The organism is Rheinheimera nanhaiensis E407-8 (genome assembly GCF_000296695.1).
In the GTDB taxonomy this organism is placed as follows: domain Bacteria; phylum Pseudomonadota; class Gammaproteobacteria; order Enterobacterales; family Alteromonadaceae; genus Alishewanella; species Alishewanella nanhaiensis.
Genome location: NZ_BAFK01000001.1, coordinates 64,259 through 90,127, shown reverse-complemented (window position 1 = coordinate 90,127; position 25,869 = coordinate 64,259). Strand labels below are relative to the sequence as shown.

At 51.9% G+C, this 25,869-nt stretch carries 26 protein-coding genes; 19 read left to right on the top strand and 7 right to left on the bottom strand.

The features are described from left to right. Positions 1 to 29: 29 nt before the first annotated feature. The gene (locus RNAN_RS00420; protein ID WP_008217604.1) at positions 30 to 899 is read left to right on the top strand and encodes a MurR/RpiR family transcriptional regulator; all 870 of its coding nucleotides are present in this window, start codon (positions 30 to 32) and stop codon (positions 897 to 899) included. 192 nt (positions 900 to 1,091) lie between these two features. Here the strand turns inward: RNAN_RS00420 and RNAN_RS00415 are convergent, their stop codons facing one another. Further along, positions 1,092 to 2,363 (bottom strand): ammonium transporter, encoded by a 1,272-nt coding sequence (locus RNAN_RS00415; RefSeq protein WP_008217602.1) that lies wholly within the window; start codon positions 2,361 to 2,363, stop codon positions 1,092 to 1,094. A gap of 12 nt (positions 2,364 to 2,375) precedes the next feature. Beyond that, positions 2,376 to 2,714, bottom strand: a complete 339-nt coding sequence (gene glnK / locus RNAN_RS00410) for a P-II family nitrogen regulator (protein WP_008217600.1) — start codon at positions 2,712 to 2,714, stop codon at positions 2,376 to 2,378. Positions 2,715 to 2,977: 263 nt separating this feature from the next. Here glnK and RNAN_RS00405 point away from each other — a divergent pair, with 263 nt between their 5' ends. Together RNAN_RS00405 and RNAN_RS00400 are read left to right on the top strand one after the other, a co-directional pair. Further along, positions 2,978 to 3,610 (top strand): ligand-binding sensor domain-containing protein, encoded by a 633-nt coding sequence (locus tag RNAN_RS00405; RefSeq protein ID WP_008217598.1) that lies wholly within the window; start codon positions 2,978 to 2,980, stop codon positions 3,608 to 3,610. 60 nt (positions 3,611 to 3,670) lie between these two features. After that, on the top strand, positions 3,671 to 6,328 hold the full coding sequence (locus RNAN_RS00400) for a sensor histidine kinase (RefSeq protein ID WP_148275618.1): 2,658 nt from the start codon (positions 3,671 to 3,673) through the stop codon (positions 6,326 to 6,328). On the opposite strand, the gene RNAN_RS00395 is transcribed toward RNAN_RS00400, so the two are convergent. The 3 genes from RNAN_RS00395 to RNAN_RS00385 form a co-directional block, all read right to left on the bottom strand. Next, positions 6,325 to 6,714, bottom strand: coding sequence for a YacL family protein (locus RNAN_RS00395; protein ID WP_008217594.1), 390 nt, complete (start codon positions 6,712 to 6,714; stop codon positions 6,325 to 6,327). The two genes, RNAN_RS00400 and RNAN_RS00395, sit on opposite strands and share 4 nt — an antisense overlap. 332 nt (positions 6,715 to 7,046) lie before the next feature. Then, the gene (gene acnB, locus RNAN_RS00390; protein WP_008217592.1) at positions 7,047 to 9,644 is read right to left on the bottom strand and encodes a bifunctional aconitate hydratase 2/2-methylisocitrate dehydratase; all 2,598 of its coding nucleotides are present in this window, start codon (positions 9,642 to 9,644) and stop codon (positions 7,047 to 7,049) included. A 412-nt stretch (positions 9,645 to 10,056) separates the two neighbouring features. After that, entirely contained in the window at positions 10,057 to 12,135 is a 2,079-nt protein-coding gene (locus tag RNAN_RS00385) for a M13 family metallopeptidase (protein ID WP_008217591.1), read from the bottom strand. Between the two features lie 148 nt (positions 12,136 to 12,283). Between RNAN_RS00385 and RNAN_RS00380 the strand changes: the two genes are divergently transcribed. The 3 genes from RNAN_RS00380 to RNAN_RS00370 are packed head-to-tail and all read left to right on the top strand — an operon-like array spanning position 12,284 to position 14,764. Next, entirely contained in the window at positions 12,284 to 13,246 is a 963-nt protein-coding gene (locus RNAN_RS00380) for a DUF2157 domain-containing protein (RefSeq protein WP_008217589.1), read from the top strand. Beyond that, positions 13,236 to 14,273, top strand: a complete 1,038-nt coding sequence (locus RNAN_RS00375) for a DUF4401 domain-containing protein (RefSeq protein ID WP_008217587.1) — start codon at positions 13,236 to 13,238, stop codon at positions 14,271 to 14,273. Before RNAN_RS00380 ends, RNAN_RS00375 begins: the two co-directional genes overlap by 11 nt. After that, entirely contained in the window at positions 14,270 to 14,764 is a 495-nt protein-coding gene (locus RNAN_RS00370) for a GDYXXLXY domain-containing protein (RefSeq protein ID WP_008217585.1), read from the top strand. Before RNAN_RS00375 ends, RNAN_RS00370 begins: the two co-directional genes overlap by 4 nt. A 135-nt stretch (positions 14,765 to 14,899) precedes the next feature. Here the strand turns inward: RNAN_RS00370 and RNAN_RS00365 are convergent, their stop codons facing one another. Then, positions 14,900 to 16,402 (bottom strand): DUF3612 domain-containing protein, encoded by a 1,503-nt coding sequence (locus RNAN_RS00365; RefSeq protein WP_008217584.1) that lies wholly within the window; start codon positions 16,400 to 16,402, stop codon positions 14,900 to 14,902. Positions 16,403 to 16,596: 194 nt separating this feature from the next. Between RNAN_RS00365 and RNAN_RS00360 the strand changes: the two genes are divergently transcribed. From RNAN_RS00360 to RNAN_RS00340, 5 genes are all read left to right on the top strand, one after another. Beyond that, on the top strand, positions 16,597 to 17,112 hold the full coding sequence (locus RNAN_RS00360; protein WP_008217582.1) for an aldolase/citrate lyase/malate synthase family protein: 516 nt from the start codon (positions 16,597 to 16,599) through the stop codon (positions 17,110 to 17,112). Positions 17,113 to 17,243: 131 nt separating this feature from the next. Next, entirely contained in the window at positions 17,244 to 17,744 is a 501-nt protein-coding gene (locus tag RNAN_RS00355; RefSeq protein ID WP_008217581.1) for an LURP-one-related/scramblase family protein, read from the top strand. Between the two features lie 94 nt (positions 17,745 to 17,838). Beyond that, positions 17,839 to 18,210, top strand: coding sequence for a VOC family protein (locus RNAN_RS00350; RefSeq protein ID WP_008217579.1), 372 nt, complete (start codon positions 17,839 to 17,841; stop codon positions 18,208 to 18,210). 41 nt (positions 18,211 to 18,251) lie between these two features. Next, the gene (ctlX, locus tag RNAN_RS00345; RefSeq protein WP_008217577.1) at positions 18,252 to 19,175 is read left to right on the top strand and encodes a citrulline utilization hydrolase CtlX; all 924 of its coding nucleotides are present in this window, start codon (positions 18,252 to 18,254) and stop codon (positions 19,173 to 19,175) included. 90 nt (positions 19,176 to 19,265) lie between these two features. Continuing rightward, positions 19,266 to 19,952, top strand: coding sequence for a hypothetical protein (locus RNAN_RS00340; RefSeq protein WP_008217574.1), 687 nt, complete (start codon positions 19,266 to 19,268; stop codon positions 19,950 to 19,952). A gap of 19 nt (positions 19,953 to 19,971) precedes the next feature. Here RNAN_RS00340 and RNAN_RS00335 read toward each other — a convergent pair whose 3' ends face one another. Further along, on the bottom strand, positions 19,972 to 21,159 hold the full coding sequence (locus RNAN_RS00335) for a nuclease-related domain-containing protein (protein ID WP_040551345.1): 1,188 nt from the start codon (positions 21,157 to 21,159) through the stop codon (positions 19,972 to 19,974). Positions 21,160 to 21,430: 271 nt separating this feature from the next. Here RNAN_RS00335 and RNAN_RS00330 point away from each other — a divergent pair, with 271 nt between their 5' ends. The 8 genes from RNAN_RS00330 (at position 21,431) to RNAN_RS00300 (ending at position 25,814) form a co-directional block, all read left to right on the top strand. Continuing rightward, the gene (locus RNAN_RS00330) at positions 21,431 to 21,652 is read left to right on the top strand and encodes a hypothetical protein (RefSeq protein ID WP_008217571.1); all 222 of its coding nucleotides are present in this window, start codon (positions 21,431 to 21,433) and stop codon (positions 21,650 to 21,652) included. Positions 21,653 to 21,756: 104 nt separating this feature from the next. Next, a complete protein-coding gene (locus tag RNAN_RS00325) occupies positions 21,757 to 22,500 on the top strand; it encodes a PepSY domain-containing protein (RefSeq protein WP_008217569.1) in 744 nt (247 codons plus the stop codon). An 11-nt stretch (positions 22,501 to 22,511) separates the two neighbouring features. Continuing rightward, positions 22,512 to 22,757 carry a Rho-binding antiterminator gene (locus RNAN_RS00320; RefSeq protein WP_008217567.1) on the top strand — a complete coding sequence of 82 codons (246 nt, stop codon included), beginning with the start codon at positions 22,512 to 22,514 and terminating at the stop codon, positions 22,755 to 22,757. A 206-nt stretch (positions 22,758 to 22,963) separates the two neighbouring features. Further along, positions 22,964 to 23,839, top strand: coding sequence for a hypothetical protein (locus RNAN_RS00315; RefSeq protein WP_008217566.1), 876 nt, complete (start codon positions 22,964 to 22,966; stop codon positions 23,837 to 23,839). After that, positions 23,839 to 24,360: a hypothetical protein gene (locus RNAN_RS00310; RefSeq protein WP_008217565.1), complete on the top strand. Its 522-nt coding sequence runs from the start codon at positions 23,839 to 23,841 to the stop codon at positions 24,358 to 24,360. The genes RNAN_RS00315 and RNAN_RS00310 overlap by 1 nt, the downstream gene beginning before the upstream one ends. Before the next feature lie 172 nt (positions 24,361 to 24,532). Continuing rightward, positions 24,533 to 24,964, top strand: a complete 432-nt coding sequence (locus tag RNAN_RS00305; RefSeq protein WP_008217562.1) for a hypothetical protein — start codon at positions 24,533 to 24,535, stop codon at positions 24,962 to 24,964. 111 nt (positions 24,965 to 25,075) lie between these two features. Continuing rightward, positions 25,076 to 25,234, top strand: coding sequence for a hypothetical protein (locus RNAN_RS19305; protein WP_008217560.1), 159 nt, complete (start codon positions 25,076 to 25,078; stop codon positions 25,232 to 25,234). Next, complete coding sequence (locus RNAN_RS00300) at positions 25,224 to 25,814, top strand: Fic/DOC family protein (RefSeq protein ID WP_008217558.1); 591 nt, start codon at positions 25,224 to 25,226, stop codon at positions 25,812 to 25,814. The genes RNAN_RS19305 and RNAN_RS00300 overlap by 11 nt, the downstream gene beginning before the upstream one ends. Positions 25,815 to 25,869 lie beyond the last annotated feature (55 nt).

Below are 25,869 nucleotides of genomic sequence, written 5' to 3'. Positions count from 1 at the left end.
CACGCTAACTGCGGCCACAGGATAACGGTATGTCTGTATTGGATAAAATAACAGCCCTGCGCGATAAGTTTCCGCGCGCCGAGCAGCAACTGGCCGACTATATCCTGGCCAATCCTGATCATATCCGCGATATGCCCTCACAAATGCTGGCCAAAGCGGTAGGGATTAGCCAGGCCAGTGTGGTGCGTTTTACGCAAAAATTAGGCTACAAAGGCTACCCGGATTTTAAATTTGCCATCAGCGACAGCCTTCATCACCAGCTACCTGCGGCAAGTAGCGATAAACTGCATGGCGAAATATCACTGGAAGACAGCTTTAGTACCATGAGCCAGAAACTGTTGGCCAGCAAAATAAATGTGCTGCAAAAAACCCATGCCATTAATAGCCAGGGCAGTTTTGAGCAGGCAGCCATGCTGCTGCGCAATGCCAAACGGGTGCTATTGTGCGGTAAAGGCGGCTCGGCCCTGGTGGCAAAAGACTTCTCGTACAAGCTGCAAAAACTGGGCACAGCAGCGCTGGCCGAAACCGACACCCATGTGCAGCTGGCCAATATTGCCAATTACACGGCAGAGGATGTGCTGGTGGTAATAAGTGAGTCGGGCGAGACCCCCGACAGCGTAAAAATTACCGAGCAGGCCGCCGCCAATAGCGTGGGTATTATCAGTATTACCGCTTATGGCGCCAATAGTGTGGCGCGCCTTGCCAGTTTGAATTTGTATACGGTGGCCGAGGAAAGCTCGGCCCGTTTATCGTCTATCCTGGCGCGTAATGCACAGGAGCTGGTGATCGACACCTTGTTTATTCTGCTGACGCAAACCTGCCCGCAAGGCCGCAAAAAGCTGGCGGCCTCTAACCAGGCGGTCGATACCTTTTTAGCCCGCAAACGGCTGGCGCGATAATTGTTGCCACGCCAATGAAGCCAGCGCCAATAAAAAACCCCGCGCCAAATGGCACGGGGTGTCAGACAAAAAGACAAAGGACAAGGATAGACGTAGTTTAGTGGGCTGGGGTTTAGCTCATGGCATTGGCACTTTGCAGCGCCGCTGCCTGAGCAGGCTCCTGGGAAGTGCCACTAACACTTCCCAGGCTGCTTACTTTACCGACGCGACAAACTCAGGATAGGCTTCAATACCACATTCTGAGGCGTCTACGCCTTCATACTCGGCTTCTTCGCTAACACGAATACCGATGGTTAACTTCAGCACATACCACACCACCAGGCTGGCAATAAATACCCAGGCAAAGATGGCGGCGGCACCAATTAACTGGCCAGTGAAAGTGGCGCCCTCTTTGCTTAGCGGCACAATTAGCAAACCAAACAGGCCCACCACACCGTGCACTGAAATGGCACCGACCGGATCGTCAATCTTCAGTTTGTCCAGGCCAATAATAGAGGCGACGACAATCACACCACCGATAGCGCCAAACAACGTGGCTTGCAGCGCGCTTGGCGTTGAAGGCTCGGCTGTAATGGCCACCAGGCCGGCCAGAGCGCCGTTTAACGCCATGGTTAAGTCGGCTTTACGGAATAAAATCACCGACAGCGCCAGCGCAGCCACGGCACCGGCCGCCGCCGCGGCATTGGTGTTTAAGAACACTACAGCAACCGCATTAGCATTACTGATATCGCCCAGTTTTAATACCGAGCCACCGTTAAAACCAAACCAGCCCATCCACAGCACTAAGGTACCCAGAGTAGCCAGTGGCATATTGGCGCCAGGAATAGCATTTACTTTACCGTCTTTGCTGTATTTACCTTTACGTGCGCCCAGCAGCAAGACACCGGCTAATGCGGCAGCAGCACCGGCCATATGCACTATGCCCGAACCGGCAAAGTCAGAAAAACCAAACTGATCGTCCAGGTTTACGCCAAACATACCCTCAGCGCCCCAGGTCCAGGAACCGTGCACCGGGTAAATAAAGCCGGTCATTACCACGGCGAATGCCAGAAAGGCCCATAGCTTCATACGCTCGGCCACTGCACCAGACACGATGGACATAGCGGTAGCCACAAACACCACCTGGAAGAAGAAGTCCGACGCGCTGGAATACACTGCGCCGCCGGTAAAGCCATCTTCGCGCTCGGCAAAGCTGGTTAAGGTGGCATCGACATCTACGCCGCCGATACCGCTTAGGAAAAACTCGCCGCCGTACATAAAGGCGTAACCGCACACCAGATACATAATGCAGGCGATAGAATATAAGGCGACGTTTTTAGTTAAGATTTCGGTGGTGTTTTTCGCCCGTACCAGACCGGCTTCCAGCATCGAAAAGCCCGCCGCCATCCACATAACCAGCACACCGCAGATCAAAAAGTAGAAGGTGTCCATCGCATACTGTAAGTGATAAATTTGCTCTTGCATGATAACAGCTCCTTAGATGGCTTCAGCGTCGGACTCGCCGGTACGGATCCGCACCGCCTGCTCCAGGTCATAGACAAAAATTTTACCGTCACCGATACGGCCGGTATGCGCTGCTTTTTGAATCGCTTCAATTAAGCGGTCGACCTGATCGTCCAGCGTGGCAATTTCCAGTTTTACCTTGGGCAGAAAATCCACCTGATATTCAGCGCCACGATATAACTCGGTGTGACCTTTTTGCCGGCCAAAGCCTTTTACTTCTGTTACCGTTAAACCTTCTACCCCAATGTCGGCAATAGCTTCGCGGACATCGTCCAGTTTAAACGGCTTGATGATGGCACATACAAGCTTCATAGTGAGTTCCCTTTAGTAGTCGTCTTTGCGATTCACTATTTACTAAGGAAGCCTTGTGCCAACTTTTTAAAGTTACTATTTATCAATACGTTAACTAACAGCTCGACTTGATGGCGAAAAAAAACGCACCTAAATGGTGCGTTTTTTCCCCGTCGAAGTGCAGCAAAAATGCCATTGCGATCCGGTTGCAGCACAGATAAATACAACTAAGCTTATAACACTTAGCGCACAGATCTAACCACGTCTGTCATCAGGGTTTTTGTATGTATTTGGCTGTCATCAGGTACCCACTGTTACTGTTGTTACTGTTGGCGCTGTTATTGTCACCGTTGTTGGCAGCTACGTTACCATCGGTATCACGTTTTGCCCGGCTGGACGTTCAGCACGGCTTATCGCAAGCCACCGTTACCGCACTGGCACAAGACCACAGCGGCAATATCTGGATTGGTACGCAAAACGGCCTGAATCGTTACGATGGCTTTACCGTGACGGTATTCAGGCCAGACCGCCATCACAGCCACTCTATCAGTGACAACTTTGTTACAGCACTGCAGGTTGACCAGCATGGTGTGGTCTGGGTGGCCACGCTCAATGGCCTGAACCGGTTTGACCCTAAGCAAGGCATTTTTGACGCTATCCCAATGCAACCTCAGGCCGGTCAGCCACAGAACGAGCAGGAAGACGTGGTGCTGTCGCTGCATCTGGATGCCCGGCAGCAACTTTGGGTGGGCACGCATCAGGGGCTGGCCCTGTGGCACACTGCTTCGCAGCAAATGCTGTGGCCGCTGAGTACCCATGCCAAACGTGATCTGCTGCAAAACAACAACATCACAGCACTGTCGACCGACACTGCCGGCCAGTTATGGTTAGGGACCCCACAAGGCCTGTTCCGGTAAAACCCGGCGACAGATGAATTGGCCGGCGCTACAGACTTTCCGCGGCCACAGGCGTCAGTAATGGCATTGCACCATGACAGCGCCGGCCGGTTATGGGTGGGGCTGGAACATGACGGCCTGCTAATGCGTGACCCCACCACGGGTCAATGGACAGCCATCAGTATCAGCAGTTACGCGGGCGGCGTTGCCAGCAATGAAATCCGTAGCGTGCTTTCGGTACAAAACGGCGATGTCTGGGTTGGCAGCCAGCATGGCCTAAGCCAGCTAAGTCAGGTCGACGGCAGCTGGCAACAACAGCAAAGCTTTGTACATCAGCGACACAATCCGGCCAGCCTGGGCAGCGGCAAGGTGGTATCGCTGCTGCAAGACCGTGATGGCAGTATCTGGGTTGGCAGTTGGAACGGCGGTGTCTCGCGGCTGAACCGGGCAAATAACCTGTTCAGTAGCATTACCCCCGACATTCCGTTAATGGCCGCCGCCCGCAACCCGGCCACCATCAGCCTGGCCAACACAACAGATCGGCTATGGGCCGGTACAGCCGATGGCCTGTTTCAGCTGGACTTGGCCAACGCCCGTTTTAGCCCTGTGGCTGGCAGCAAGCAAAATGTGACGTTTTACAGTGCACTGCTGTGGCAACAACATATTTGGTTTGGCCATGCCCAAGGCATTGACACTCTCGATCTGCAAAGCGGCCAGTATCAGCAGTTCAGGTTGCCTGACAACGTCTACCCCGGCCCGGTGCGGCGAATTTGGGCCAACGCCGAACAGCTGTGGCTGGCAATAGATCAGTTTGGTGTCGTGATCCTGAACCAACATAGCCGGCAGCTGATAGCGCAACACGCATTTAGTCGCTCTGTAACCTTTATCCGCCCATTCGGGCAACGCTATGTCTTGGTAGGCTCGTACAGCGGCCTGTCGTGGTTTGACGCCGAAAGCGGCCAACTGCTGTTTGAGCACAAACTGGCTGGTGGTAGCGATAATAATGTCGCCTCCTTGCCATCAGCGCCGATGGCCTACCTTAGCAGCCCCGATGGCCGCCACTGGCTGGCCAGCAATGGCAGCGGCTTACTCGAGCTGGTGCTGGCTGATACGGATGCAATACCTGCCAAAGCCAGCTTTATTCAGCATAGCGAGCCACAAGGTCTGGCCAGCGGCCAGTTAAAAGCGGCAGAATTGGATACTCAGGGCAATATCTGGCTCAGCAGTGCTGTTGGTATTTCAGTGTTTAATCCGGCTACGGCACAATTTCGGAACTTCGGCTTTCGCCACGGTACCCTGCGCCGCGATTATATTAATGCCGCCAGCACCCGCTTTGCTGACGGCACTATTGCCTTTGGTGGTATGGATGGCTTTACGCTATTTCAACCCGAGCAGGTATTGGCCTACAACGCACGGTCCATTGCCACACCTGCTATCGTAGCGCTGGACATCAACAATGGCGCCGCCCAGCGTGGCAGCAGCGGGCAGGAAGCGATGCTGGCAGCAATACTGCATCAGCAACGCAAACTGACGATACCAGCTGTCGGCTCACGCAGTTTCAGCGTCAGCTATTCTACCCGCGAGTTCATTGAAACCGAGCAGGTACAGTTTCAGTACCGGCTGGATCCTGTGTCAGCCGACTGGATCAGCCAGGATGGCACCAACCGTACCGCCAGTTTTGAACGCCTGCCGCCGGGGCAATATCAGCTAAGATTGCGCGCCGGTTTACCGCAATCGGCCTGGAGCGAAGAACGTGTGCTGGCTATCGAAGTACTGCCGTTGTGGTGGGAAACCTGGTGGGCACGGCTATTGTTTTTTTGCTTGTTACTGTTTGTGCCGCTGGGGCTACATTTTTATCGGCTAAACCATCTGCAGAAACAACAGGAACAATTAGCCTGGTTAGTTAAAGAGCGTACCGAAGCGCTGGAAGCATCAAAAAACAGAGCCGAGCAAACTCTACAACAACTCGAATCAACGATGAAAGAGTTGGTGCGCACCGAAAAAATGGCAGCGTTGGGCCAACTGGTAGCGGGCGTAGCGCACGAAGTCAATACGCCATTGGGCGTCGCATTAACGGCTAACAGCGTTGTTACCGAAGAGAGCGCCTTGTTGCAACAGAAGCTGGCCGGCGGCAATATTCGCCGCCAGGAGCTGGAAGATTATCTGCAAAAATTAACGCAGGCCGGCCGTTTGCTGGAGCATAATTTGCAGCGCGCCGCACAGTTGGTAGCCAACTTTAAGCAAGTATCGGTTGACCGCACTGCAGATAACCAACGTAAATTTAAACTGGCACTGTACTTAGATGAATTACTGGAAAGTTTAAGTTTAATGTGGCGCAGCCGGCAGATCATACTCAAAGTCAGTTGCCCCGATGACATTGAGATGAATAGCTACCCGGGCACTATTGGCCAAATCATTACTAATCTGACGCAAAATGCCTTAGTGCACGGCTTTACCGGCCGCAACAGTGGTGAAATCAGCCTAAGCTGTGCAGCTAAAGAAAACATGGTCGAAATTGTCTTTACCGACAATGGTGTTGGCATCAGCCATGAAAACCTGGAGCGTATTTTCGATCCGTTCTTTACCACCAATCGCCATCAGGGCGGCACCGGCCTGGGGCTACATATTGTTTTTAACCTGATCACCCAAAAACTGGGCGGTAGCATCACCGTTTCCAGCTCCCCCGGCGAAGGAACCCGCTTTACCTTACTGCTGCCACTGAGTGTATCGGCCGCTTAAGCTGCCAGAAACTGCTGCCATTCGCGCAGCAGTTTAAGTAAATCTTCCAGCCCGCACTGGGTTTGCATACCCTGCTCATCTAACTGTAAATCATCATCACTAAGCTTATGTTGCTGCCGTTCTGGCAAGGGCTGCTCTACCACATAAAACAGCGTATTGTGGCTTAAGGTCACTTCGCCGTTATCCACTTCCAGCAAAAACTCTTTGCCCTGATACTGCATACTCTGCTGCGGTTGCAGCGCGCTTAGCTGCGTGATCAGCGGCACGTAGGCGTTGGTGTCCTGGCCAAATTCGTCCAGTAAAAAACGGCCTAATACCTCATGCTCAGCGGCTAAGCGAATGCTGAATTGCAAGGTGTTGCGGTCGTAAATAAAGTCGTATTCCATATATGTAGTCCAGACGAAGAAATAGGCTGGTGGTTATTTGCGCAGCTTTTCCCTGGCGGCTTTGCATCCCCAATGGGGCGACACAGGGTGTCTGAGCCTACTTAAGCAGCGGGGTGACAAATTCGTCCGGAACGAATTTGGACAGCTTCGCTGGCCCGTAGGGTGTAAGGCAGGAGCCTTACACAGTTACTGTGGCGAGCCCAGTGGGCGTTGCAACTCCGCCCGCGCAAATAATCTTTCAGCCGATGTTGCTAAAATTGTAGCCGCTCGCTGTATATTAGCGAGCAGAAAAAAGGCCTGCAAAAGCAGGCCTTTAGCACAACAGGGGCTGATTACACCGCTTGCTGGATAATCACGTTGTCCGCTTTTTTAGTGTACTGCGGCATTTTGTGGAAGTTCAGGTAACGGTAAGTATCGGCCGCGGTCGCGTCGATTTGCTTGGCGTAGTCCATATACTCGGCTACCGTTGGCAGTCTGCCAATAATAGAGGCCACGGCTGCCAGCTCAGCAGAGGCTAAGTAGACGTTAGCCCCCTGACCTAAACGGTTCGGGAAGTTACGGGTAGAGGTCGATACTACCGTTGACTTCTCGGCGACGCGAGCCTGGTTACCCATACACAGTGAACAGCCCGGCATTTCAGTGCGGGCACCGACTTTACCGTAAATACCGTAGTAACCCTCTTCGGTTAACTGTGCCTGGTCCATCTTGGTTGGTGGGGCAATCCACAGACGGGTGGGTAACTGGCCTTTGAATTTATCCAGTAACTTACCAGCCGCACGGAAGTGGCCAATGTTGGTCATACAAGAACCGATAAAGACTTCATCAATCTTGTCGCCAGCCACTTCAGACAGTAAGCGCGCATCGTCCGGATCGTTCGGTGCGCACAATACCGGCTCTTTAATGTCCGCCAGATCAATTTCAATCACTTCAGTGTATTCGGCGTCGGCATCGGCTTCCATCAGCTTAGGATCTTTCAGCCAGGCCTGCATCGCGTTAATACGACGCTCGATAGTGCGCACGTCACCGTAACCTTCAGCGATCATCCACTTGAGCATCACGATGTTAGATTCAAGGTATTCAGCAATAGACTCTTTTGACAGCTTGATAGTACAACCTGCCGCAGAACGCTCTGCTGAGGCATCAGACAACTCAAACGCCTGCTCTACCGTTAAGTTTGGTAAGCCTTCTATTTCCAGGATACGGCCAGAGAAGATGTTCTTCTTACCTTTCTTATCTACCGTTAACAGGCCTTTTTGAATCGCCACGTACGGAATAGCGTGTACTAAGTCGCGCAGCGTAATACCTGGCTGCATTTCACCTTTAAAGCGCACCAGTACAGATTCTGGCATATCCAGTGGCATCACACCGGTTGCCGCAGCGAACGCGACCAGACCAGAGCCGGCCGGGAATGAAATACCAATCGGGAAACGGGTGTGAGAGTCGCCACCAGTCCCTACGGTATCGGGCAGTAACATGCGGTTTAACCAGCTGTGGATAATACCATCGCCCGGACGCAGTGATACACCGCCGCGGTTCATAATAAAATCCGGCAGGGTGTGGTGGGTGTCAACGTCAACCGGCTTCGGATACGCCGCGGTGTGACAGAATGACTGCATGGTTAAATCAGCCGAGAAACCTAAACAGGCTAAGTCTTTTAACTCGTCGCGTGTCATCGGGCCGGTAGTATCCTGCGAGCCTACGGTGGTCATTTTCGGCTCACAGTAAGTGCCCGGACGCACACCTTTGACACCGCAAGCTTTACCGACCATTTTCTGCGCCAGGGTGAAGCCTTTGCCAGAATCGGCCTTGGCTTTAGGACGGCGGAATTTGTCAGAGTGGCCCAGGCCTAAGAACTCACGCGCACGGTCGGTTAAACCGCGGCCGATGATCAGCGGAATACGGCCACCGGCACGTACTTCGTCAATTAACACGTCGGTTGCCAGGCTAAATTCTGCCAGCACTTCGCTTGAGCCATGACGCACGATTTTGCCTTCATACGGCAGAATGTCGATCACATCGCCCATTTCCAGCTTAGAGACGTCTACTTCGATTGGCAGCGCGCCTGAGTCTTCCATGGTGTTGAAGAAAATAGGGGCAATTTTGCCGCCTAATACGAAACCGCCACCGCGCTTGTTTGGCACGTACGGAATGTCGTCACCCATAAACCACAGCACTGAGTTAGTGGCGGACTTACGTGATGAACCGGTACCCACTACGTCACCGACATAAGCCAGTGGGAAGCCTTTTTTGTTCAGCTCGTCCAGTTGCTTAATCGGGCCAACGGTGCCCGGCTGATCCGGGTTAATGCCTTCACGGCTGTTTTTCAGCATGGCTAACGCATGCAGCGGGATATCCGGCCGTGACCAGGCATCCGGTGCCGGTGATAAATCGTCAGTGTTGGTCTCACCCGATACTTTAAATACCGTAACGGTGATTTTTTCCGCTAAGGCGGGCTTGGCTTCAAACCACTCGGCATCGGCCCAGCTTTGCAGCACTTGTTTAGCGTGCTTGTTGCCGGCATCGGCTTTTTCGGTCACATCGTGGAAGGCATCAAAAATCAGTAAGGTATGTGACAAGGCTTTAGCCGCGATAGGCGCCAGCTTTTCATTGTCTAACAGGCTGATCAGCGGCTCGATATTGTAGCCACCCATCATGGTGCCTAATAATTCTGTGGCGCGCTCGGCACTGATTAAACTGCAGCGGGTTTCGCCTTTGGCCAGTGCGGCTAAGAAACCGGCTTTTACGTAAGCGGCTTCGTCTACACCTGGTGGTACGCGGTTAACCAGTAAGTCTACCAGGGTGTCTTCTTCGCCTTTAGGCGGGTTTTTTAACAGTTCAACTAAAGCGGCTACCTGCTCGGCATTGAGCGGCTTTGGCGGGATACCTTGCGCGGCGCGCTCGGCCACATGTTCGCGATATTGTTGTAGCACAGTATGATCCTCTTGGTCGTTGGCTGCAGCCTTGCCACTGCAGCGTCATTCTTAGAATGAATGGGCGCAATTATATGAAAATTCGGGCCAGAATGACATCCGGCTGTTAACCACCCAAGTTATAGTGGTTATAAATATGGTGAATACAAAACCCAAAGTTATATATTCTTTGTTATAGTGGTCAGACCTCGCTGCTAATGACAGAGGTTGGAATTGCTTTACGATACCGGTTGCAACACCCGCCCTGGCTCGCCACAGCAACTCGCCCTAATGCCTACGGCAGGGCTCAGACACTCTGTGGCGACCAAAACGGGGTTCCAACCTCTATCAGGCAGAGTCATCTTTAAAAACAACAGGCTGAGTAGTGACCCACTCAGCCTGTGCAGTGTAGCAGAAAAATATTACCCAGTGATTACCAGATCTTAACGCGCTGCTCCGGCGGTAAATACATCGCATCGCCTTCTTTAATATCAAAAGCGGTATAGAACTGCGGAATATTCGGCAGCACACCAATAACGCGATAATGCGCCGGTGAGTGCGGGCCGGTGCTTAACTGACGGCGCAGTGCTTCTTCCCGGAACTTGGCACGCCATACTTGCGCCCAGCTGATAAAGAACCGCTGCTCGCCGGTAAAGCCATCCATTACCGGCGCATCTTTACCGTCTAACGATAACTGATAGGCTTTCAGCGCAACTGTCATACCGCCTAAGTCACCGATGTTCTCGCCCAGTGCTACCGCACCGTTCACGTTCACACCTGGCAGTGGCTCAAACTTGTTGTACTGGCCAACTAGCTTAGCACCGCGGGCCTGGAACTGGCCTTTGTCCTGCTCTGTCCACCAGTTACGCAGGTTGCCGTCACCATCGTATTTCGCGCCCTGATCGTCAAAACCGTGGCCGATTTCGTGGCCGATAACACCACCGATACCGCCGTAGTTTACCGCATCATCGGCGTCCATATTAAAGAACGGTGGCTGTAAAATAGCGGCCGGGAACACGATTTCGTTATTCACCGGGTTGTAGTAGGCGTTAACGGTTTGCGGTGTCATAAACCACTCGCTCTTGTCGATGGGCTTGCCCAGCTTAGCCACCATTTCGTCGTAGCCCCAGTGGCTGGCACGCACGAAGTTACCCACTAAATCATCGGCTTTAATTTCCAGGCTGCTGTAGTCCTTCCACTTGTCCGGGTAACCTATTTTCGGCGTAAACTTGCTCAGTTTTTCCTGCGCCGCTTTTTTGGTTTCTTCGGTCATCCACTCCAGCTCGTTAATCGAGATTTCGTAGGCTTTAATCAGGTTAGCCACCAACTGTTCCATCCGCGCTTTGGCTTCAGGTTTAAAGTGCCGCTCGACATACAGCTTACCGGTCAGTTCACCTAATACCTGATCCGACGCATCTACCGCGCGCTTCCAGCGTGGTTGCTGCTCTTCAATACCGCTTAAAGTAGTGCCGTAGAAAGCAAAGCGGCGATCGGCAAAGTTGCTGCTTAATTTGTCAGCATAACCGTGGATGGTTTTCAGGCTTAAATAATCCTGCCAGCTTCGTAAGTCAGTGGCGTCCAGCACTTTGGCAAAGCCTTCGAAATAGCTGGGTTGACGCACAATAATATCACTGACGCCATCCAGCTTGACGCCCTGGGCAAAAGCGGCCCAGTCAAAATTGCCCAGGCTGCTGTTTAACTCGGCAGCGGACATTTTGTTGTAGGTTTTATCCGCGTTGCGGCTCTCCAGGCGGGTCCAGTGATGCTCCGCTAAGGCTTTTTCCAACGCAAACACGCGCTGTGCCGCCGCTTCTGCATCGGCGTAGCCAGCCAGGCTGAACATATCGGTTAAATACTGCTGATAGTCGGCCAGAATTTTCTGCGACGCTTCGTCATCTTTAAAATAGTAATCACGATCTGGCAGACCTAAGCCGCTTTGGCCTAAATACACCGCATACTCGGTCGAGTTTTTCGCATCGTTATTAACAAACCAGCCAAACGGAATGCCTACGCCGTCACGTTGCAAACGGGCAAATAAGGCCGGTAGCTGGCCTTTGTCACTAATAGCTTTAATGGCGTCCAGTTGCGGGGTTAACGGGCTTAAGCCCAGTTTTTCAATGGTGGCTTCATCCATAAAACTGTTATAGAAGCTGCCTAATTTTTGCTCATCTGAGCCGGGTTTTAAATCGGTACGGGCCGATACTTCATCAATAATGGCTTTTACCGCTTGCTGCGAGTTATCGGCCAAAATATGGAAAGAGCCGTAAGAGGCTTTATCGGCCGGGATTTCGGTTTCTGCCAGCCATTTGCCGTTTATTGCCAGGAAGAAATCTTCAGAGAATTTTACTGCCGGATCAAAATACTGCGTATCCACACCCGATACCAATGGTGCTTTAACGGCGGCAGCTTCGCTTTGCGCTGCAGTTTGGGTTTGCGTGGTATCCTGTTTGTTACATGCCGTCAGGCCAAGTGCCAGCGCCACAGAGGCGGCAGCAAGGGTAAGTTTTTTCATTATCGTTATCCTGATTGTGTTATCGGGGGTTAGCCGCACCATACTACGCTGTTGCAAGCCGTAACCCAAACTACCCTAGCGATGAAGTTGTAACAAGTTATAAAAACGCTATGATGCTAATAACTTAACACAACCATTACAGGCGCTTATGTCATCTTTACCTAAGGCCGATCAGCTGCTGCAATGGGCAGAGCAGCAGCAACTTAATGCTATGCAGCTGGAACAGGCACAACAGCCATTGCACGCCAGCGTTGATGACTGGCTGGCGTTAGCCAATACACTGCTGCTGTTTGTCGCTGGCCTGCTGCTGTTTGCCGCTGTGGTGTTCTTTTTTGCCCATAACTGGCCACTGATGCACCACCTGAGCAAACTGGCGCTGGCTGGCAGTGCCGTGCTGATAACAGCAGTGGGGGCGATGCTCAGCACACCTGACAGCGCGGCACAACGCGCGGCGCTTTTTAGCTGCAGCCTGCTAACGGGTGCCTTACTGGCATTAATAGGCCAAACCTATCAAACCGGTGCCGATATCTGGCAACTGTTCGCCGCCTGGGCACTGCTTATAACGCCTTTGGTACTGCTTAGTAAAAGCCGTGCCAGTTATCTGCTGTGGTTTTTGCTGATTGAAACTAGCCTGTGGCGTTACCTGGATACGTCAGCTCACTTTTGGCTGTCAGGCAGTACTAACCAGTTGCTGTTACTTACGCTGGGTAATTTACTGCTGCTCACCTTTGCCGAGTTTGCCCTGCCACGTTTAGGGCTAACAAAACCAGCGGCGCTGCGCCGGCTTTGTGCGCTGGCGCTGCTGATACCGCTGACGCTGGGCGCGCTGTTTGGCGTGTGGGAAAAACCCTACCAGCCGAACCTGCTGTGTTATCTGCTGCTAATGGTGCTGCTAAGTATCCGCTACTGGCGGCTTAAAGCTGATATTCCGGTGTTTGGCTTGCTGCTGTTTAGCGCTATCGCGTTTAGCACCGCACTGCTGGCAAAAGGGCTGGACGGTGCCGACGACTTTTTTATTGTTAACCTGCTGGCCTTGTATGTGATTGGCTGCAGCGCCGGCGCCGCCATTTGGCTGAAACGCCTGTTACAGGAGCACTCACATGTCGGTTAAGTCGGCGCTGGCTGCAGTTTTGCAGCAACAGGGTATAGTGACAAGCCAACAGGCCGCACAACTGACTAACAGCAGCCCCTGGTGGTTACAGCTGCTGCTGGGCCTGGCTGCCTGGATCGCCTCGCTATTAATTATCAGCTCCTTTTTGGGCCCATTACTGGCGCTGGCTGACAACCCCCTGCTGCAGCTGCTGGCCGCGGTAATGTTATTAGCCGCATCGCTGTGGCTGGCAACAAAAGCACATGACTTTGTGCAGCAGATGTCAGTAGCCATCGCCTTAGCCGGCCAGGGCTTACTGCTGTATGCGCTGTACGAGCTAAGCGGCCAGAACGACCAAGTACCGCGTTACGCCTGCGCGCTGGTCACGCTGATATTACTGGCAAGCCCGCTAAACCAGCTGCATCAGCGGGTCAGTTTAGCCATTGCTGCCGTTTGTCTGTTATCACTGGTACAGTCTGCTGTGCTACTGGCCGTGCTTAGCGCGTTGCTGTGTGCACTGTCGGTTTGGCTGTGGTGCAACCGGCCGCGCTGGGCGGTATTAAGCTATGCCGGGCGAATTAAAAGCCTGCTGGAAATTGCGACCCTCTCGGCGTTGGCGCTGAGTCTGCTGGGGCAATGCTTACTGCTGTTTGATAGCAGCCACTGGCTGGATCATAAGCTTACTCTGGCACAGGCACTGTACAGTGCACTTAGCAGTGTCATACTGCTCAGTACGGTGTTTTGGCTTAGCAAGCTTGCCACAGTGCCCAGCCGGCTGGCGCTACTTAGCTTAACAGCGGTATTGTGTATTTTGCTGTATCCGGCGTCGGCTTTACTGGCTTCTACCGCGCTGCTACTGGCGTGTTTTTATGGCTGCAGCCGGCGCTGGGCTGTACTGTGTTTGCTCAGCATGCTGTTTGCACTGAGCCAGTTTTACTACAGCCTTCAGCTGAATTTGCTGCATAAATCCGGCTTGCTGGCGCTATCCGGCCTGGCCGTGCTGGCAGCCTGGTTGCTGCTAAAACGTTATCAGCGGAGGTTGGTATGAGCCCACGTTTGCGACAAGTCGCGATAGCCGCCGCTGTGCTATTGATCCTAAGCTTCAGCGCCTTAACAGTATGGCGCTTTGAGCAAACCCTGGCCACCGGCCAAACCGTGATACTGCAGCTGGCACCGGTAGATCCGCGCTCTATTATGCAGGGCGACTATATGGCGCTGGCCTTTGCCATTGACCGTGAACTGCCGGATGATGCTGGCCAGTATCGTTATGTCTGGCTTACATTAACCGAGCAAGGTGTTGCCAGTTTGCACAGCCTGAGCAATACCTTACCCGAGCAGGCTGGCGTTATCGCCCTGTTGCTGCGCCAGCGGGACGGCATCACCAGTGTGGGGCCGAATGCGTTTTTCTTTGCTGAGGGCAGCGCCGCCGTATACGAGCAAGCACGCTATGGCCTGTTTAAAGTAGACCGCAGCGGCAAAGCGCTGCTGAGCGGCTTACTGGATGAAAACCTGCAGTTATTGGGTGAGAATTTACGCTGACGGTTTGTCGCTCCGGCATCGAGCCGGTTTGCCCACGCTAACACGCCGTAAATACGTCCCTGTAGGCTCGATTCGGCCATCCTGGCCTGCAACGGTTAGCTTAGAGCAAGCCGGCTCTCGCTGGGAGTTTGTGCCTCAACCATTACACTGATAACAACTGGGTTGCCGCGGGCAGCTATTGCCGCGGGCACAAATCAGCTGCGCCGGTTTTTGTAAGCTGCGTGCTACCCAGTTAATGTTCAGAATATTCGCCACACTGGTCAGGGCCGTTTGTATGGTTTTTGGCACCTTAGCCCCGCCGCTGCTGCCGACACAGAGCTGCTTAAGCTGCGCCGCCATGCTGTCGGCATCTACCCCCTGCGCCAGCAGCGCCGGGTTTAAATCGATACCGGCACAGAGTACGTGATTATTACCGGCCAGATCGCTGACTTTGGTCGACTCACAGCAATAAATACGCGGCGCGCCGTTTACATCCAGTAAGGATAACTGTGCACTGCTGGCCACACCATCGACATCAAACATGCGAAACACTGCCCAGTGCTGGCAAGGGTCTTCCACTTTACGCATATTGCCCCACGGCAGCGGTATGCCATTACCACGATATACCGCCTTGAGCTTGCCCGGCGTATAGGCATCAAAATAATGCCAATGGGTATAAGGTGATACCGCCGTCATGCGCCGCATTGCCACTGAGGCCGACACCCCGGCCTGCTGATGGCTACTGATCTCATAGCCGCTGCGGTCTAATAACTGCCGGAACGGCAACTTGGGGCACAGCAGCGCGCCGGCAAAAAAGCTCGATTCAAAATCGCGCCAGGCATGCAAAATATCCTGCGGCTGCACGGCAGTTGAATGTGATAACTCATCATCATGGGCACCGCCCACCGTCATGCTGCTTTTTACGCCGTCTTTATTGTGCAGCACGCTATGGCCAATATGCACGGCCAGCTCGTACTTTAACCGGGTGGGAAAGGCCTTGAGCAGGCTGTTTAAATGCAGTGTGTTAGGCGGCGTAAAAAACGAGGTCGCCACGTTTTTTGACAAGACGCCCAGCTCATCCAACAGCTCTTTTGGTGCTTCGTCAAACCAGCTTATTTTTAGCCCCAGTTGTTTGGTAATGGCTAACAGCTCATCGACACCAAGCGGCATACGTTTTTGGCCCACCTCTTCGGCCGCACGCTCCAGCTCGGGAAAGTGGTTTTGATGATGCTCCTGATGCGCCCGAATTAACAGCTGGGCAAACTGCTTACCGCTGGTACCGGTTTGCGACAACATCTCCGGTATGGCAATTTGTAAAATGTCATTCGAGAATAAAAAGCCCGGCTCCAGCGCCATACCGCTAATACCGCCGCGGCTGCCTTTTTCCGGCGTTAAGTCTTCTCCGGCATCTTCACCGTCTAAAAACCAGTCGAGATCTTTTTGAAATACTTCGGCAATCACTTCCAGCATTTCAATACCCGGCGTGCGTTTGCCGCGCTCAATCATCGACAAGTACGACACCGACGGCGCGTACTCCGGGTTTACCCGAATGCAGCGGGTCGACAAGTCTTCCATGGTTAAGTTATTGCGTTTACGCAAGTTTCTGATCTTAGTGCCGAGAAAATGCGATTTACGTAGCAGGCTTTTGCTGTTTTTCATTTTGTAAAATTCACACTGTAAAATTTCTATTGTGAAATTATGCTGATTTTTAGCCTAGACTAGTTTTTAACCGATAGCAACTGGTCTGACGTTTAGACTAAGTAAACAGATATTCAGACACTGACAGCGCAGGGGCAGTAGCTGAATATCAGTAGTACAACAAAGTACCCGACAAAACAGACGAGGATGACATCATGACAACACTGGCCCAACAACACAGCACCCCATCACAGAGCCCAACTGCCTGGATGGCGACCGAGCTTAGCGTGATTAACGAGCTGAATCAGCGCCATGTTAAGCAGGTGATGGATTACTCTAAAGGCTTTTTAGACAAAACCTTCCCACTGCAGCAAGGTTCGCACAAAGATGTGTGCAGCTATGTAGTGTACTACCAGCAGCTACTGGCGTTTTTTGCCGACGGCAGCACCAGCGGTTTACAAAACCCGGCGCAGTTTGTTGCCCTAAGCGGCCACCGCGAAGCACCTAATTCTATTGTGCTGAATAACAACGGCCGCCACGTAGAGCTGATATTAAACCGCGGTGGCATTAACGGCTGTCAGGATAAAGCCAGCATTGACGATATTCAGCTGCAAACCTCAGAGCCAGACTGCACCTGGTTTAGCATGATTAGTGGCCGTCAGGTAAGCTGCGCCCATAAAGGCAATAAACAATTTACCTGCAAAGATGGTCTGCCCTACCCACTGGCCTAAGCAACAACTTAGCGGCAGCCAGACAAGCTGCCGCTAAGCCTTAGCACGACATACCCGGTTACATTTTCTATATTGTGTTTGGTGCTGGCTAATTTAGTATCAGAAGTCACGTTAACTAGCTGTTAGCCAACATGAAATACCGCCTTAAACAGAAAATCTTCAGCCTGACCGACAGTTTTAATATTGAAGACGAGCAGGGCCGCATTGCCTACACCGCCAAGGGCAAGCTGTTTAGCTTATCCAGCAGCCAAACCCTGTTCGACCACAACGGCAGTGAGCTGTTAAAAATCAAACGCAAGTACCTGACGCTACTGCCCGCCTGCCGTTTACTTAACCGCGATGGCAGCGAGTGGCTGATCCGCAAAAAATTCTGGCCGTTCTGGACCAGCCGCTTTAGCATCAGCACGCCAGAAGGCCAGCTTGAAATGACCGGCAACTTTTGGCAGCACGAATATGAAATTCGCCAACAGGGTAAGCTACTGGCCGGCATTTCAAAAAAGTGGTTCAGCTGGTCTGACAGCTATGGCGTCGATATCTATGCGCCGCAGTGGACGGCCCAATTACTGGCCGCCGTTATTGTGATTGACCGCATGCAGCACAGCGATAAAAACTCCAGCCTGGGTGACAACTAAACGCTTATTTAGTTAACTTTCTACTACACCAAAGCCCGGCCCTACGCGTATAGTGCGGGCGTATGTATTTTTGCTTAATTAACGGAGCTTCACCATGATCAGTTACGTCACTCTGGGTGTAAACAATTTAACCGCCGCCAAAGCCTTTTACGGTGCATTGTTAGGCGAGCTGGGCAGCAAAAGCCTGCTGGATATGGGCCGCATTGCTTTTTTTGGTAAAAGCATGGCGCAGCCGATGCTGGCAGTGTGCGAACCTTTTAACAAGCAGCCAGCACATCCGGGGAACGGCAATATGGTGTCGTTTCAGCCGGGCAGTAAAGAAAAAGTCGATGCGCTATACCATAAAGCCCTAGCGCTGGGTGCAACCTGCGATGGCGCGCCAGGCCAGCGCATTGAAAATACCTTTTATGGCGCTTACGTTAAAGATGCAGACGGCAACAAGCTGTGTTTCTGCCACTTTGGTTAAGCCTGAATGCCGCTTAACAAACCCTACATAAAGCTATAAAAATGAACGCAAAAGCCATTACCCCAAGCCAGATTGTCATGATCCGGCCGCACCACTTTATGTCTAACCCCGACACCCTGGCCGACAATGCCTTTCAGGTTGCTGCCGGTGGCCAACAGCTAAGTTTGCTGGCTTACCAGCAGGTCAGCGCCGCGGCTGATGCACTCAGCGCAGCAGGCATCACCGTGCATTTATTTGACGATACCGGCACCACGACGCCCGACTCGGTGTTTCCGAATAACTGGTTTAGCACGCACTGCAGCGGCGAGCTGGTAACCTATCCTATGTATGTACCGAACCGGCGGCTGGAAGTGCGTAGCGATATTACCGACTTTATTAAAGCGCAATACCAGGTAAGCCGGCAGCTGGATTTCACCGGCGAAGCCGCGCAAGGCCGGTTTTTAGAAGGCACCGGCTCTATGGTGCTGGATCAGCAGGCAGGCATTGCCTATGCCGTGGCTTCTAAACGCACCGACGCCGCGCTGTTTAACCAGTGTTGTCAGGCGCTGGCCTTGCAGCCGGTATTGTTTGATGCCCGCGATGCAACCGGCCAGCCGGTATACCATACCAATGTACTGATGTGTGTCGCCGAGCACTTTGTGCTGATTGGCCTGGATATGGTGCCTCAGACACAGCACGCCATGTTACTGGCACACTTTGCCGCCAGCGGTAAAACCGTGATCCGGCTCACTGAGCAGCAGATAACTCAGTTTTGTGGCAATGCTATTGAGCTAAAAGGCAAAAATGGCAATCTGCTGGCACTGTCAACCACCGCCTTTACTGCGCTAACCACAGAGCAAAAGGCCCAGATTGAGCAAAGTGCCAAGCTGCTGCCGCTTGATGTCAGCAGTATTGAAAGCGCCGGCGGCTCACTGCGCTGCATGATTGCCGGCCTTCACCTGCAACCACGCCAAAAGCCGGCTTAACACTTCGCTTCAAATTGGTTGCAATCAATTACACTTTGGCCGGCGCTGCCGCACTAAGCTTGCTGCATTCCCCAAGCAAGGAGCAACAGTATGCTTTTTCGTGCATCGGTGCTGGCAGGCAGTGTTTTGCTGCTTAGCGGCTGCAACAATGACAGCAACACGCTAAACGGCCAATATTACAATTTCAGCCAAAGCACCCAACAGTGGCAAGCCGGGTTTGCCGACTATGACAGCGACAACGCCGAGATCTACGAGTTAGACAGCGGCCTGCGTGACCTGCCAGCAGGCTTTATTGGCAAAGGCTTTTATCTGGCCGGCATGAACCGCAGTGATGATTTATTTATGTACATCAGCCGGCAAATCACCGGCCTTGAGCCCTCCAGCCGTTATCAGCTGTCGGTCGCGGTGCAGCTGCTCACTAACGCCGGTGCCGGCTGTGTTGGCATTGGCGGCGCGCCCGGTGAGGCGGTATACCTGAAGTTTGGCTATGCCGAGCAGCAACCGCTGCAAGATGGCTATTATTTAAACGTCGACAAAGGCCAGCAGAGCCAGGATGGCAGCCATGGCCGGGTTATCGGCGACATTGCCGCTAACGGCTTAAGCTGTGATGGCTTGGGTTTTGCCAGCAAAACCGTGGTGGGGGCCGGACGCACACCACTGCAATTTACCAGCAACAGTGATGGCAGTATCTGGGTATTTATTGGCACCGACTCCGGCTTTGAAGGGCTCACCCGGCTGTATTATCAGCAGGTAGAACTTTACTTTACCAAGCTGTAGCCTTAGTCACAATCTGACCTTAGCCGGTGCTGGCCTGCTTGAGCACCGCAGCAAAGCGCTGCAGTTGCTCGTCAGTTAAGCACGGCTGGGTAAAGCTTTTAATAAAAGCGGCCACACCATCGACATAACAGACATTGACCGGCATGGCCGACTCAAACCTGGCCACCCGGTTAAACGCCACCACCGAGTGCAACTGCTCGGTGGCATCGTAAGCAGACATTTGCAGCAAGTTGCGCACCGCTTCGGTGTTTTTAAAGTTCTGATGCAGCGGATTCATTAACTGGCTTTTGCGGCCAAAATACTGCCTTACCCAGTTCGCCTGGGTGTCACTGCCCCAAATGCGGCCACGATCACTTTTTACCAGAATGACAAAAATGCCGCAGGGGCTTAATACCAGATGATCAACCACGACCGGCTCATCTTTACTGGTGAACAATTTCAGTTTACGAAAATGCTGATACTGCGCCGGTAAGCGCCAGCGTAACAGCCGGTTTAGCTTGTATTCGGCAAACACCCCTTTAAAACCGGGTAAGTTAAGGCCAAACCAGGAGGTAATTAAAAACACCAGCAGTAACAACGCCACCAGGTTGGCGGCAATCAACGGAATACTGGTGAGAATACGCATCAGTAGCGCATCAGCGCTGAGGTTCGCTGCTGGCGTATCAGTGCTGGCAGCTGCTGCTGTTAGCGCAGGTGCCGGCAGGGCTTGCGCCGCCTCCTCAGGGTGCGGTGTTGCGTCTGCCGTTTGGCCTGCCTCAGAGGGGTTATCGGCGGCCACACCTGTTGTGGTTTCGGCCTTAGCGTGTGTTGGCGCTGCAGCATCCGTGGCCGGCTTTGGCTGTGCGGCGGTTTGCGGCGCGGTATCAAGATCTTTTGCTGTTTGCGGCTGTATTGGCTGCGCTGTTGGCTGCGCTGCCGGGTTTGGTTTTGCTGCTTCGGGCCCTTGCGCTTGAGGCGCGGGTGCTGTCGGCACCGGCGCCTTTGCCACCGGCGCAGCCACCTGCGGCTTTGGCGGTTGTGCCACTGGCTGGCAATATAAATCGTACTCGCGTTTGGCGTTGCGGTAGTTACTGCTCTGTTTTTGCTGGCTAAAGCGGTCTATTTGCTGCAGCAGCAAAATACAGGCGCCCTCGCTTAAACGCTGCTGGGCATACAGCAGCGGCGACAATAACAAGAGTAATAAGCAACTTAGTCCTACAACGCGCATGGGTCATCCCTGAAATAATCTGGTTCTATGCTAGCAGCAACCGCAAAAATTAACAGCCTTTAATGTTAACAGCACGACGGGTTAACAACGCGACGGCTGTTTACTTTTAGGGTTTTCACCAATAAATAGTTAATTTCGCCAAATCGTGCAGACCAGCCGTTTAGCGCAGAACGAAACAGAATTTAAATGCATGATTTAAAACAAAATAAATAATGGCACGGCTATTGATTACAACATGGTAATTACACTCACCGTTATAAAGGATCTCAAGATGACCAGAACAGTTGCCATCGTATTATTAATCATTGTCGGCATTTACTGCCTGCCCACCTTATTAGCCATACTGGCCGCCGCCTTTGGTATTGCGATCGGCATTTTCGGCGCCATTTTGGGTGTGGTTATCAGCCTGGCAGTCACCATATTGCCGGTTATTATTGTCGGCTATTTAATCTGGTGGCTTGTCCGCGACAACCGCCGCAGCCGCCAGTACTAGTTACACTGGCAGTTTACTGACCCAACAAAGCGGCATTTTGCCGCTTTACTTTGGCCGCCAGTTTCTGCTGTTATAGGCAGATTATGCTAAAGAGATAATCTGTTATGTTGAAAAGCTGTCGCCGTCTGCACAACTGGCTGGGGCTGATTCTTGCCGTGCAAATCCTGTTGTGGTTTTTAAGTGGCCTGATAATGGCAATCTTGCCAATTGAACAGGTACGCGGCGAACATTTACGCCAGCAGCCTGTGGTGAATTGGCAGCAGGCACAGGTAAGCCCGGCGTCGGTGCTGGCACAGCATAGCACCAAGGCACAGCTAAGCTTTAGCCAACAACTAAGCTTAAATAATCCGAATAGCAATCAGCAGCAGCTTATCGCCATGCCGGTGTATCTGGTTGACGATGCCGGTAAGCAGTATCGTTACAGCAGTGCTGATGGCCGGTTATTAACGCCGCTATCTGAGCAGCAAATAACCCAACTGGCACAGGCACAGTATCTGGGCGATGGCGCATTCAGCGGCATCACACTACTGCAACAAGCGCCCGCCGAAGTGCGCCATTTACCCACGCCACTATGGCAGCTGCAGTTTAACGACAGTGACAACACACATTTTTATCTCGACCCGGCCACCGGCGCTGTGCTTAGGGTGCGCACCGACAGCTGGCGCTGGTTCGACTTTTTCTGGATGCTGCATATTATGGATTACGACACCCGCAGCGACTTTAATAACCCGCTGCTTATCACCACCGCTGGCGCGTCTTTGCTGTTTACCCTCACCGGCATACTGCTGCTATGGCAGCGCTACCGGCCCAGGCGTAAACTGGCCGTTAGTAACTTACCGGCAAACTAATCGGGGGCCTTATGCTCAAATGTGACTTACATGACTATATTGAAATAGTGTGTCTGTACCACTACCCGCTTAAGCTCACACTAAGCTCAGGCGCCGTGTTCACCGGCACGGCGCTCATCACCCGCTACAACGACCAGCGGCAGGAATGTTTAGTTATCCAGCAGCATCAAGCCGAGCAGCTAGTGCTGCTGGAAGACATAGCACTATTGGAAGTCACGGTGCAAAATCCGCATTTGCAGCAGGTGAGGTTTAAGTAAGCTTTAGCGTAAGTTAAGCCATTTTTAGTTTGCTATGTGCACCACAGGCGCACAAGAAATCAAACACAATTTGCCCAACCTACCAAAGATAATCAGGCAGAGAACACCTTCGCCACGTTAAACAAAATGTAAATTAAATTTGAACAAAAAGAATTCGATGTTTAAACTTGAGCGCATATTTTCAATACTTAGCGAAAGGACATACCATGCTAACGGATTACCAAAAACGTAATATGCAGCGCGTCATTCAGGAAAATCAACACGAAGTCTGTGTCATTTCACCCGAGATGATGACTGAAATCGTTAATGATCAAGCAGCAAAAGGTAAGCCGCAGGCAAAGTCTTTATGGGAGCAGTTGCGTGGGACTGTAGAGTTCGGCGCTAACTATCTGGCCTTAGGTGGTGACGTTTCTAAACTCGCGCAGCTCGGTTATGCACTAGGTGGCATGGGTCAGGCTTACGTAAAATCCTACAACGGTAAATCGTACATCATTCTTAAAGGTCGTGCAGGTCTTCGCAGGACATTAACTGGCACCCGTTATTTGGCAAACAACACTCAGGTAATGGCACTTGGCTTAGGTAAACATGCTGCTCAAGCATCCGTTAGAGCCGGGGGCATCCTTACGTTGTTTCTGGTCGGCGCTTATCGAATTGCCGATTATTTTTTACGCGATGAAGCAACACTTACCCAGTTAATTGGTAATTTAGCGGTTGATGTGGTGAAAATTGCCATTACTGCCGGCGTAGCCTGGGGAGCAATTGCGGTTGGCGCAGCAATAGGTATAGCTGTAGGACCTATTGCCGCGGTGGTATTGGTAGGTTTGCTATTAACACCTGCACTTAACTCGCTGGATGAAAAGTACGGGATTTCCGACAAGGTTGTACAAGGTTTAGAAGAGCTATCTAACAGAACACAGAGCTATGCACAGCAACTGAAACAAGATATGCAGAACAGAGCCGCCCGAACAGCAGCCAAAGCGGCTAAGCCAGTACTGGATTATATTGTTGACTCGGCCAGGCGCATTATTATTGATACTGCCAAACACCAGTTAGACCGTTTTCTGTCACCAAGGCTGTTTTAATGCAAAGAGATGAAAATGAATTAGCTCGGTGGCAGTTAGCTGCCGGGCTGGCAGTATTCGCTTTATTAACAGGTTTTGGTTTTGTCTACTTCGGGTATTACCTGTCTTTACTGTTTCAGGGGTTGCTGAACCATTCAGCAGCGGTCACGCTTAACAAAGGTGCTTTTTACTGTTTTGGTGCCGCACTTATTGGCTGTATGTTGGTGTATTTTGGCATCCGAAAACTGCAGGGTAAAACGGTGAGTGCCAGTCAAAACAAAACCGCCAGCCTGATTTTTTTTGGCGGTCTGGCCAGTGCCATAATACTGCCGCAGCTTATCCACTACCCAACTGCAAGCTACCTGCAGGCATCAGGTTACAGCGAGTGCGAACTTCAATCACGGCAATGGCTGCATGACAAAGTCATGGTTTTTACCATTACGGCTGAGCATTGTGTTGAACTGGCGGTTGCAGACTGCGCAGAGGATCCATCACTGCAAAAATGTAAACTGCTGCCGCAATTTAGGCAAAGTCGTCACTAACGGTAGCTGCAACGCTTAATTACATATGTTTATCCATAAACCCAAAGCCTTATTGTTCGGCACAGGCATTAGTGCATTTTGCGTCCTGTTCGCGCTTGGCATGCTGTGGATTTTGCAAAGTGACTGGCAAACCCAGCGCGAAATACCATATTCGCGGTAGGGATTTCGCGCGATGTCCAAAATTCTGATCACTATGCTTGCCGCTGTGTTTAGCACCGCATCACAAGCCAGCCTGACTCAACTGGAACTCAGCTGTAACTTGATCCCGCTTGATTATCCCGGCTTTAGTCTGGACGACATACAAGAGCGCACAGTAATGCTGGATGCAGCAAACCCTGCTGCCAAGCCACTATTCACTGTAAAAGACCATACGTTTATAGTGAGTGTTAACCGCACCGACATTACCGACATACCGCATATTCTGGATTTTTATCTGCAAGTGCAGCCACCGGCGCCGGCTGCGCCGGTAAGAGCTTACAGCGCATCTTATTTCAACCCTGGCACAGGCAAACATCACAGCAGGCTGGAACTGCTGCATTATGGCGATAAAGCAGAACCTTATCCAACGGGTCAGCTGGTATTTGAATGCCAGCGGTATGAGTAAAAACATTGCAGTTTCGTCACATTCAGGCAGTTCAGTTGCAATTGAGACATAGCCACAAACTGGCAGTAACGGTATTAACAGAGTAAACTTTAGCCACTGTCAGGAGGAAATATGACTAAGCCCTATCCCCACAGCGTTAAAGAAAAGCCGGTTAAGTTTATACCTAATCCGCAAAACTATGAAACCAGCCTGCAATACGAAGGTATGCGGTTGAAACAAGAAAACAAGGGTAAAACTATCGAGCAGTTACGCCGTCAGTATGCGCGATAAATATGGCGTTTTGCAGGATGTGTATTGCTACCCAGCCAGCGATGTCCTAGTTAATCTGTTGAATATCCGCAATACAAAAGAACTGGCCGAAGCAGAGGCTGCTTTAAGCTTAGCCCGATATCGAAACTACCAATCAGCACTTACCTCGTTAGAACAACTGACACTGGCACACTTACAACATCTGCATTATCAGCTTTTTCAGGATATATACGCCTGGGCAGGTCAACTTCGTACCGTAGACATTAGCAAAGGCACAACTCGATTCTGTAACTGTCAACGCATAGAGCCAGAGGCTGACAAACTGATAGCGCTTATCCCTGCCCTTGAGCAGATTAGCAGCAAAGACATGATGGCCGATGCAATGGCTGACTTATATTGCGAACTAAACATGTTGCACCCCTTCCGAGACGGCAACGGGCGGGCGCAACGCTTCTTTTTCGAAGAAATGGCATTTCTGCTGGGCTACGAAATTCTCTGGCCGCCCATATCGCAGCAACAATGGGTAAATGCAAATATTGCCGGTGCTAACCTGAACCTTGAACCTCTAAAGCAGATATTTAGACAAGCACTGATGTTCTAACATCAAACCGACGAAGCCAACCGATTACATCTTACCCTACTCCGAATAATCAAAG

Excerpts from the sequence above, each read along its gene's own strand:
- RNAN_RS00420 (WP_008217604.1), top strand. The coding sequence starts at position 30 with ATGTCTGTATTGGATAAAATAACAGCCCTGCGCGATAAGTTTCCGCGC.
- RNAN_RS00415 (WP_008217602.1), bottom strand. The coding sequence starts at position 2,363 with ATGCAAGAGCAAATTTATCACTTACAGTATGCGATGGACACCTTCTAC.
- glnK (WP_008217600.1), bottom strand. The coding sequence starts at position 2,714 with ATGAAGCTTGTATGTGCCATCATCAAGCCGTTTAAACTGGACGATGTC.
- RNAN_RS00405 (WP_008217598.1), top strand. The coding sequence starts at position 2,978 with ATGTATTTGGCTGTCATCAGGTACCCACTGTTACTGTTGTTACTGTTG.
- RNAN_RS00400 (WP_148275618.1), top strand. The coding sequence starts at position 3,671 with ATGGCATTGCACCATGACAGCGCCGGCCGGTTATGGGTGGGGCTGGAA.
- RNAN_RS00395 (WP_008217594.1), bottom strand. The coding sequence starts at position 6,714 with ATGGAATACGACTTTATTTACGACCGCAACACCTTGCAATTCAGCATT.
- RNAN_RS00385 (WP_008217591.1), bottom strand. The coding sequence starts at position 12,135 with ATGAAAAAACTTACCCTTGCTGCCGCCTCTGTGGCGCTGGCACTTGGC.
- RNAN_RS00380 (WP_008217589.1), top strand. The coding sequence starts at position 12,284 with ATGTCATCTTTACCTAAGGCCGATCAGCTGCTGCAATGGGCAGAGCAG.
- RNAN_RS00375 (WP_008217587.1), top strand. The coding sequence starts at position 13,236 with ATGTCGGTTAAGTCGGCGCTGGCTGCAGTTTTGCAGCAACAGGGTATA.
- RNAN_RS00370 (WP_008217585.1), top strand. The coding sequence starts at position 14,270 with ATGAGCCCACGTTTGCGACAAGTCGCGATAGCCGCCGCTGTGCTATTG.
- RNAN_RS00365 (WP_008217584.1), bottom strand. The coding sequence starts at position 16,402 with ATGAAAAACAGCAAAAGCCTGCTACGTAAATCGCATTTTCTCGGCACT.
- RNAN_RS00360 (WP_008217582.1), top strand. The coding sequence starts at position 16,597 with ATGACAACACTGGCCCAACAACACAGCACCCCATCACAGAGCCCAACT.
- RNAN_RS00355 (WP_008217581.1), top strand. The coding sequence starts at position 17,244 with ATGAAATACCGCCTTAAACAGAAAATCTTCAGCCTGACCGACAGTTTT.
- RNAN_RS00350 (WP_008217579.1), top strand. The coding sequence starts at position 17,839 with ATGATCAGTTACGTCACTCTGGGTGTAAACAATTTAACCGCCGCCAAA.
- ctlX (WP_008217577.1), top strand. The coding sequence starts at position 18,252 with ATGAACGCAAAAGCCATTACCCCAAGCCAGATTGTCATGATCCGGCCG.
- RNAN_RS00340 (WP_008217574.1), top strand. The coding sequence starts at position 19,266 with ATGCTTTTTCGTGCATCGGTGCTGGCAGGCAGTGTTTTGCTGCTTAGC.
- RNAN_RS00335 (WP_040551345.1), bottom strand. The coding sequence starts at position 21,159 with ATGCGCGTTGTAGGACTAAGTTGCTTATTACTCTTGTTATTGTCGCCG.
- RNAN_RS00330 (WP_008217571.1), top strand. The coding sequence starts at position 21,431 with ATGACCAGAACAGTTGCCATCGTATTATTAATCATTGTCGGCATTTAC.
- RNAN_RS00325 (WP_008217569.1), top strand. The coding sequence starts at position 21,757 with ATGTTGAAAAGCTGTCGCCGTCTGCACAACTGGCTGGGGCTGATTCTT.
- RNAN_RS00320 (WP_008217567.1), top strand. The coding sequence starts at position 22,512 with ATGCTCAAATGTGACTTACATGACTATATTGAAATAGTGTGTCTGTAC.
- RNAN_RS00315 (WP_008217566.1), top strand. The coding sequence starts at position 22,964 with ATGCTAACGGATTACCAAAAACGTAATATGCAGCGCGTCATTCAGGAA.
- RNAN_RS00310 (WP_008217565.1), top strand. The coding sequence starts at position 23,839 with ATGCAAAGAGATGAAAATGAATTAGCTCGGTGGCAGTTAGCTGCCGGG.
- RNAN_RS00305 (WP_008217562.1), top strand. The coding sequence starts at position 24,533 with ATGTCCAAAATTCTGATCACTATGCTTGCCGCTGTGTTTAGCACCGCA.
- RNAN_RS19305 (WP_008217560.1), top strand. The coding sequence starts at position 25,076 with ATGACTAAGCCCTATCCCCACAGCGTTAAAGAAAAGCCGGTTAAGTTT.
- RNAN_RS00300 (WP_008217558.1), top strand. The coding sequence starts at position 25,224 with ATGCGCGATAAATATGGCGTTTTGCAGGATGTGTATTGCTACCCAGCC.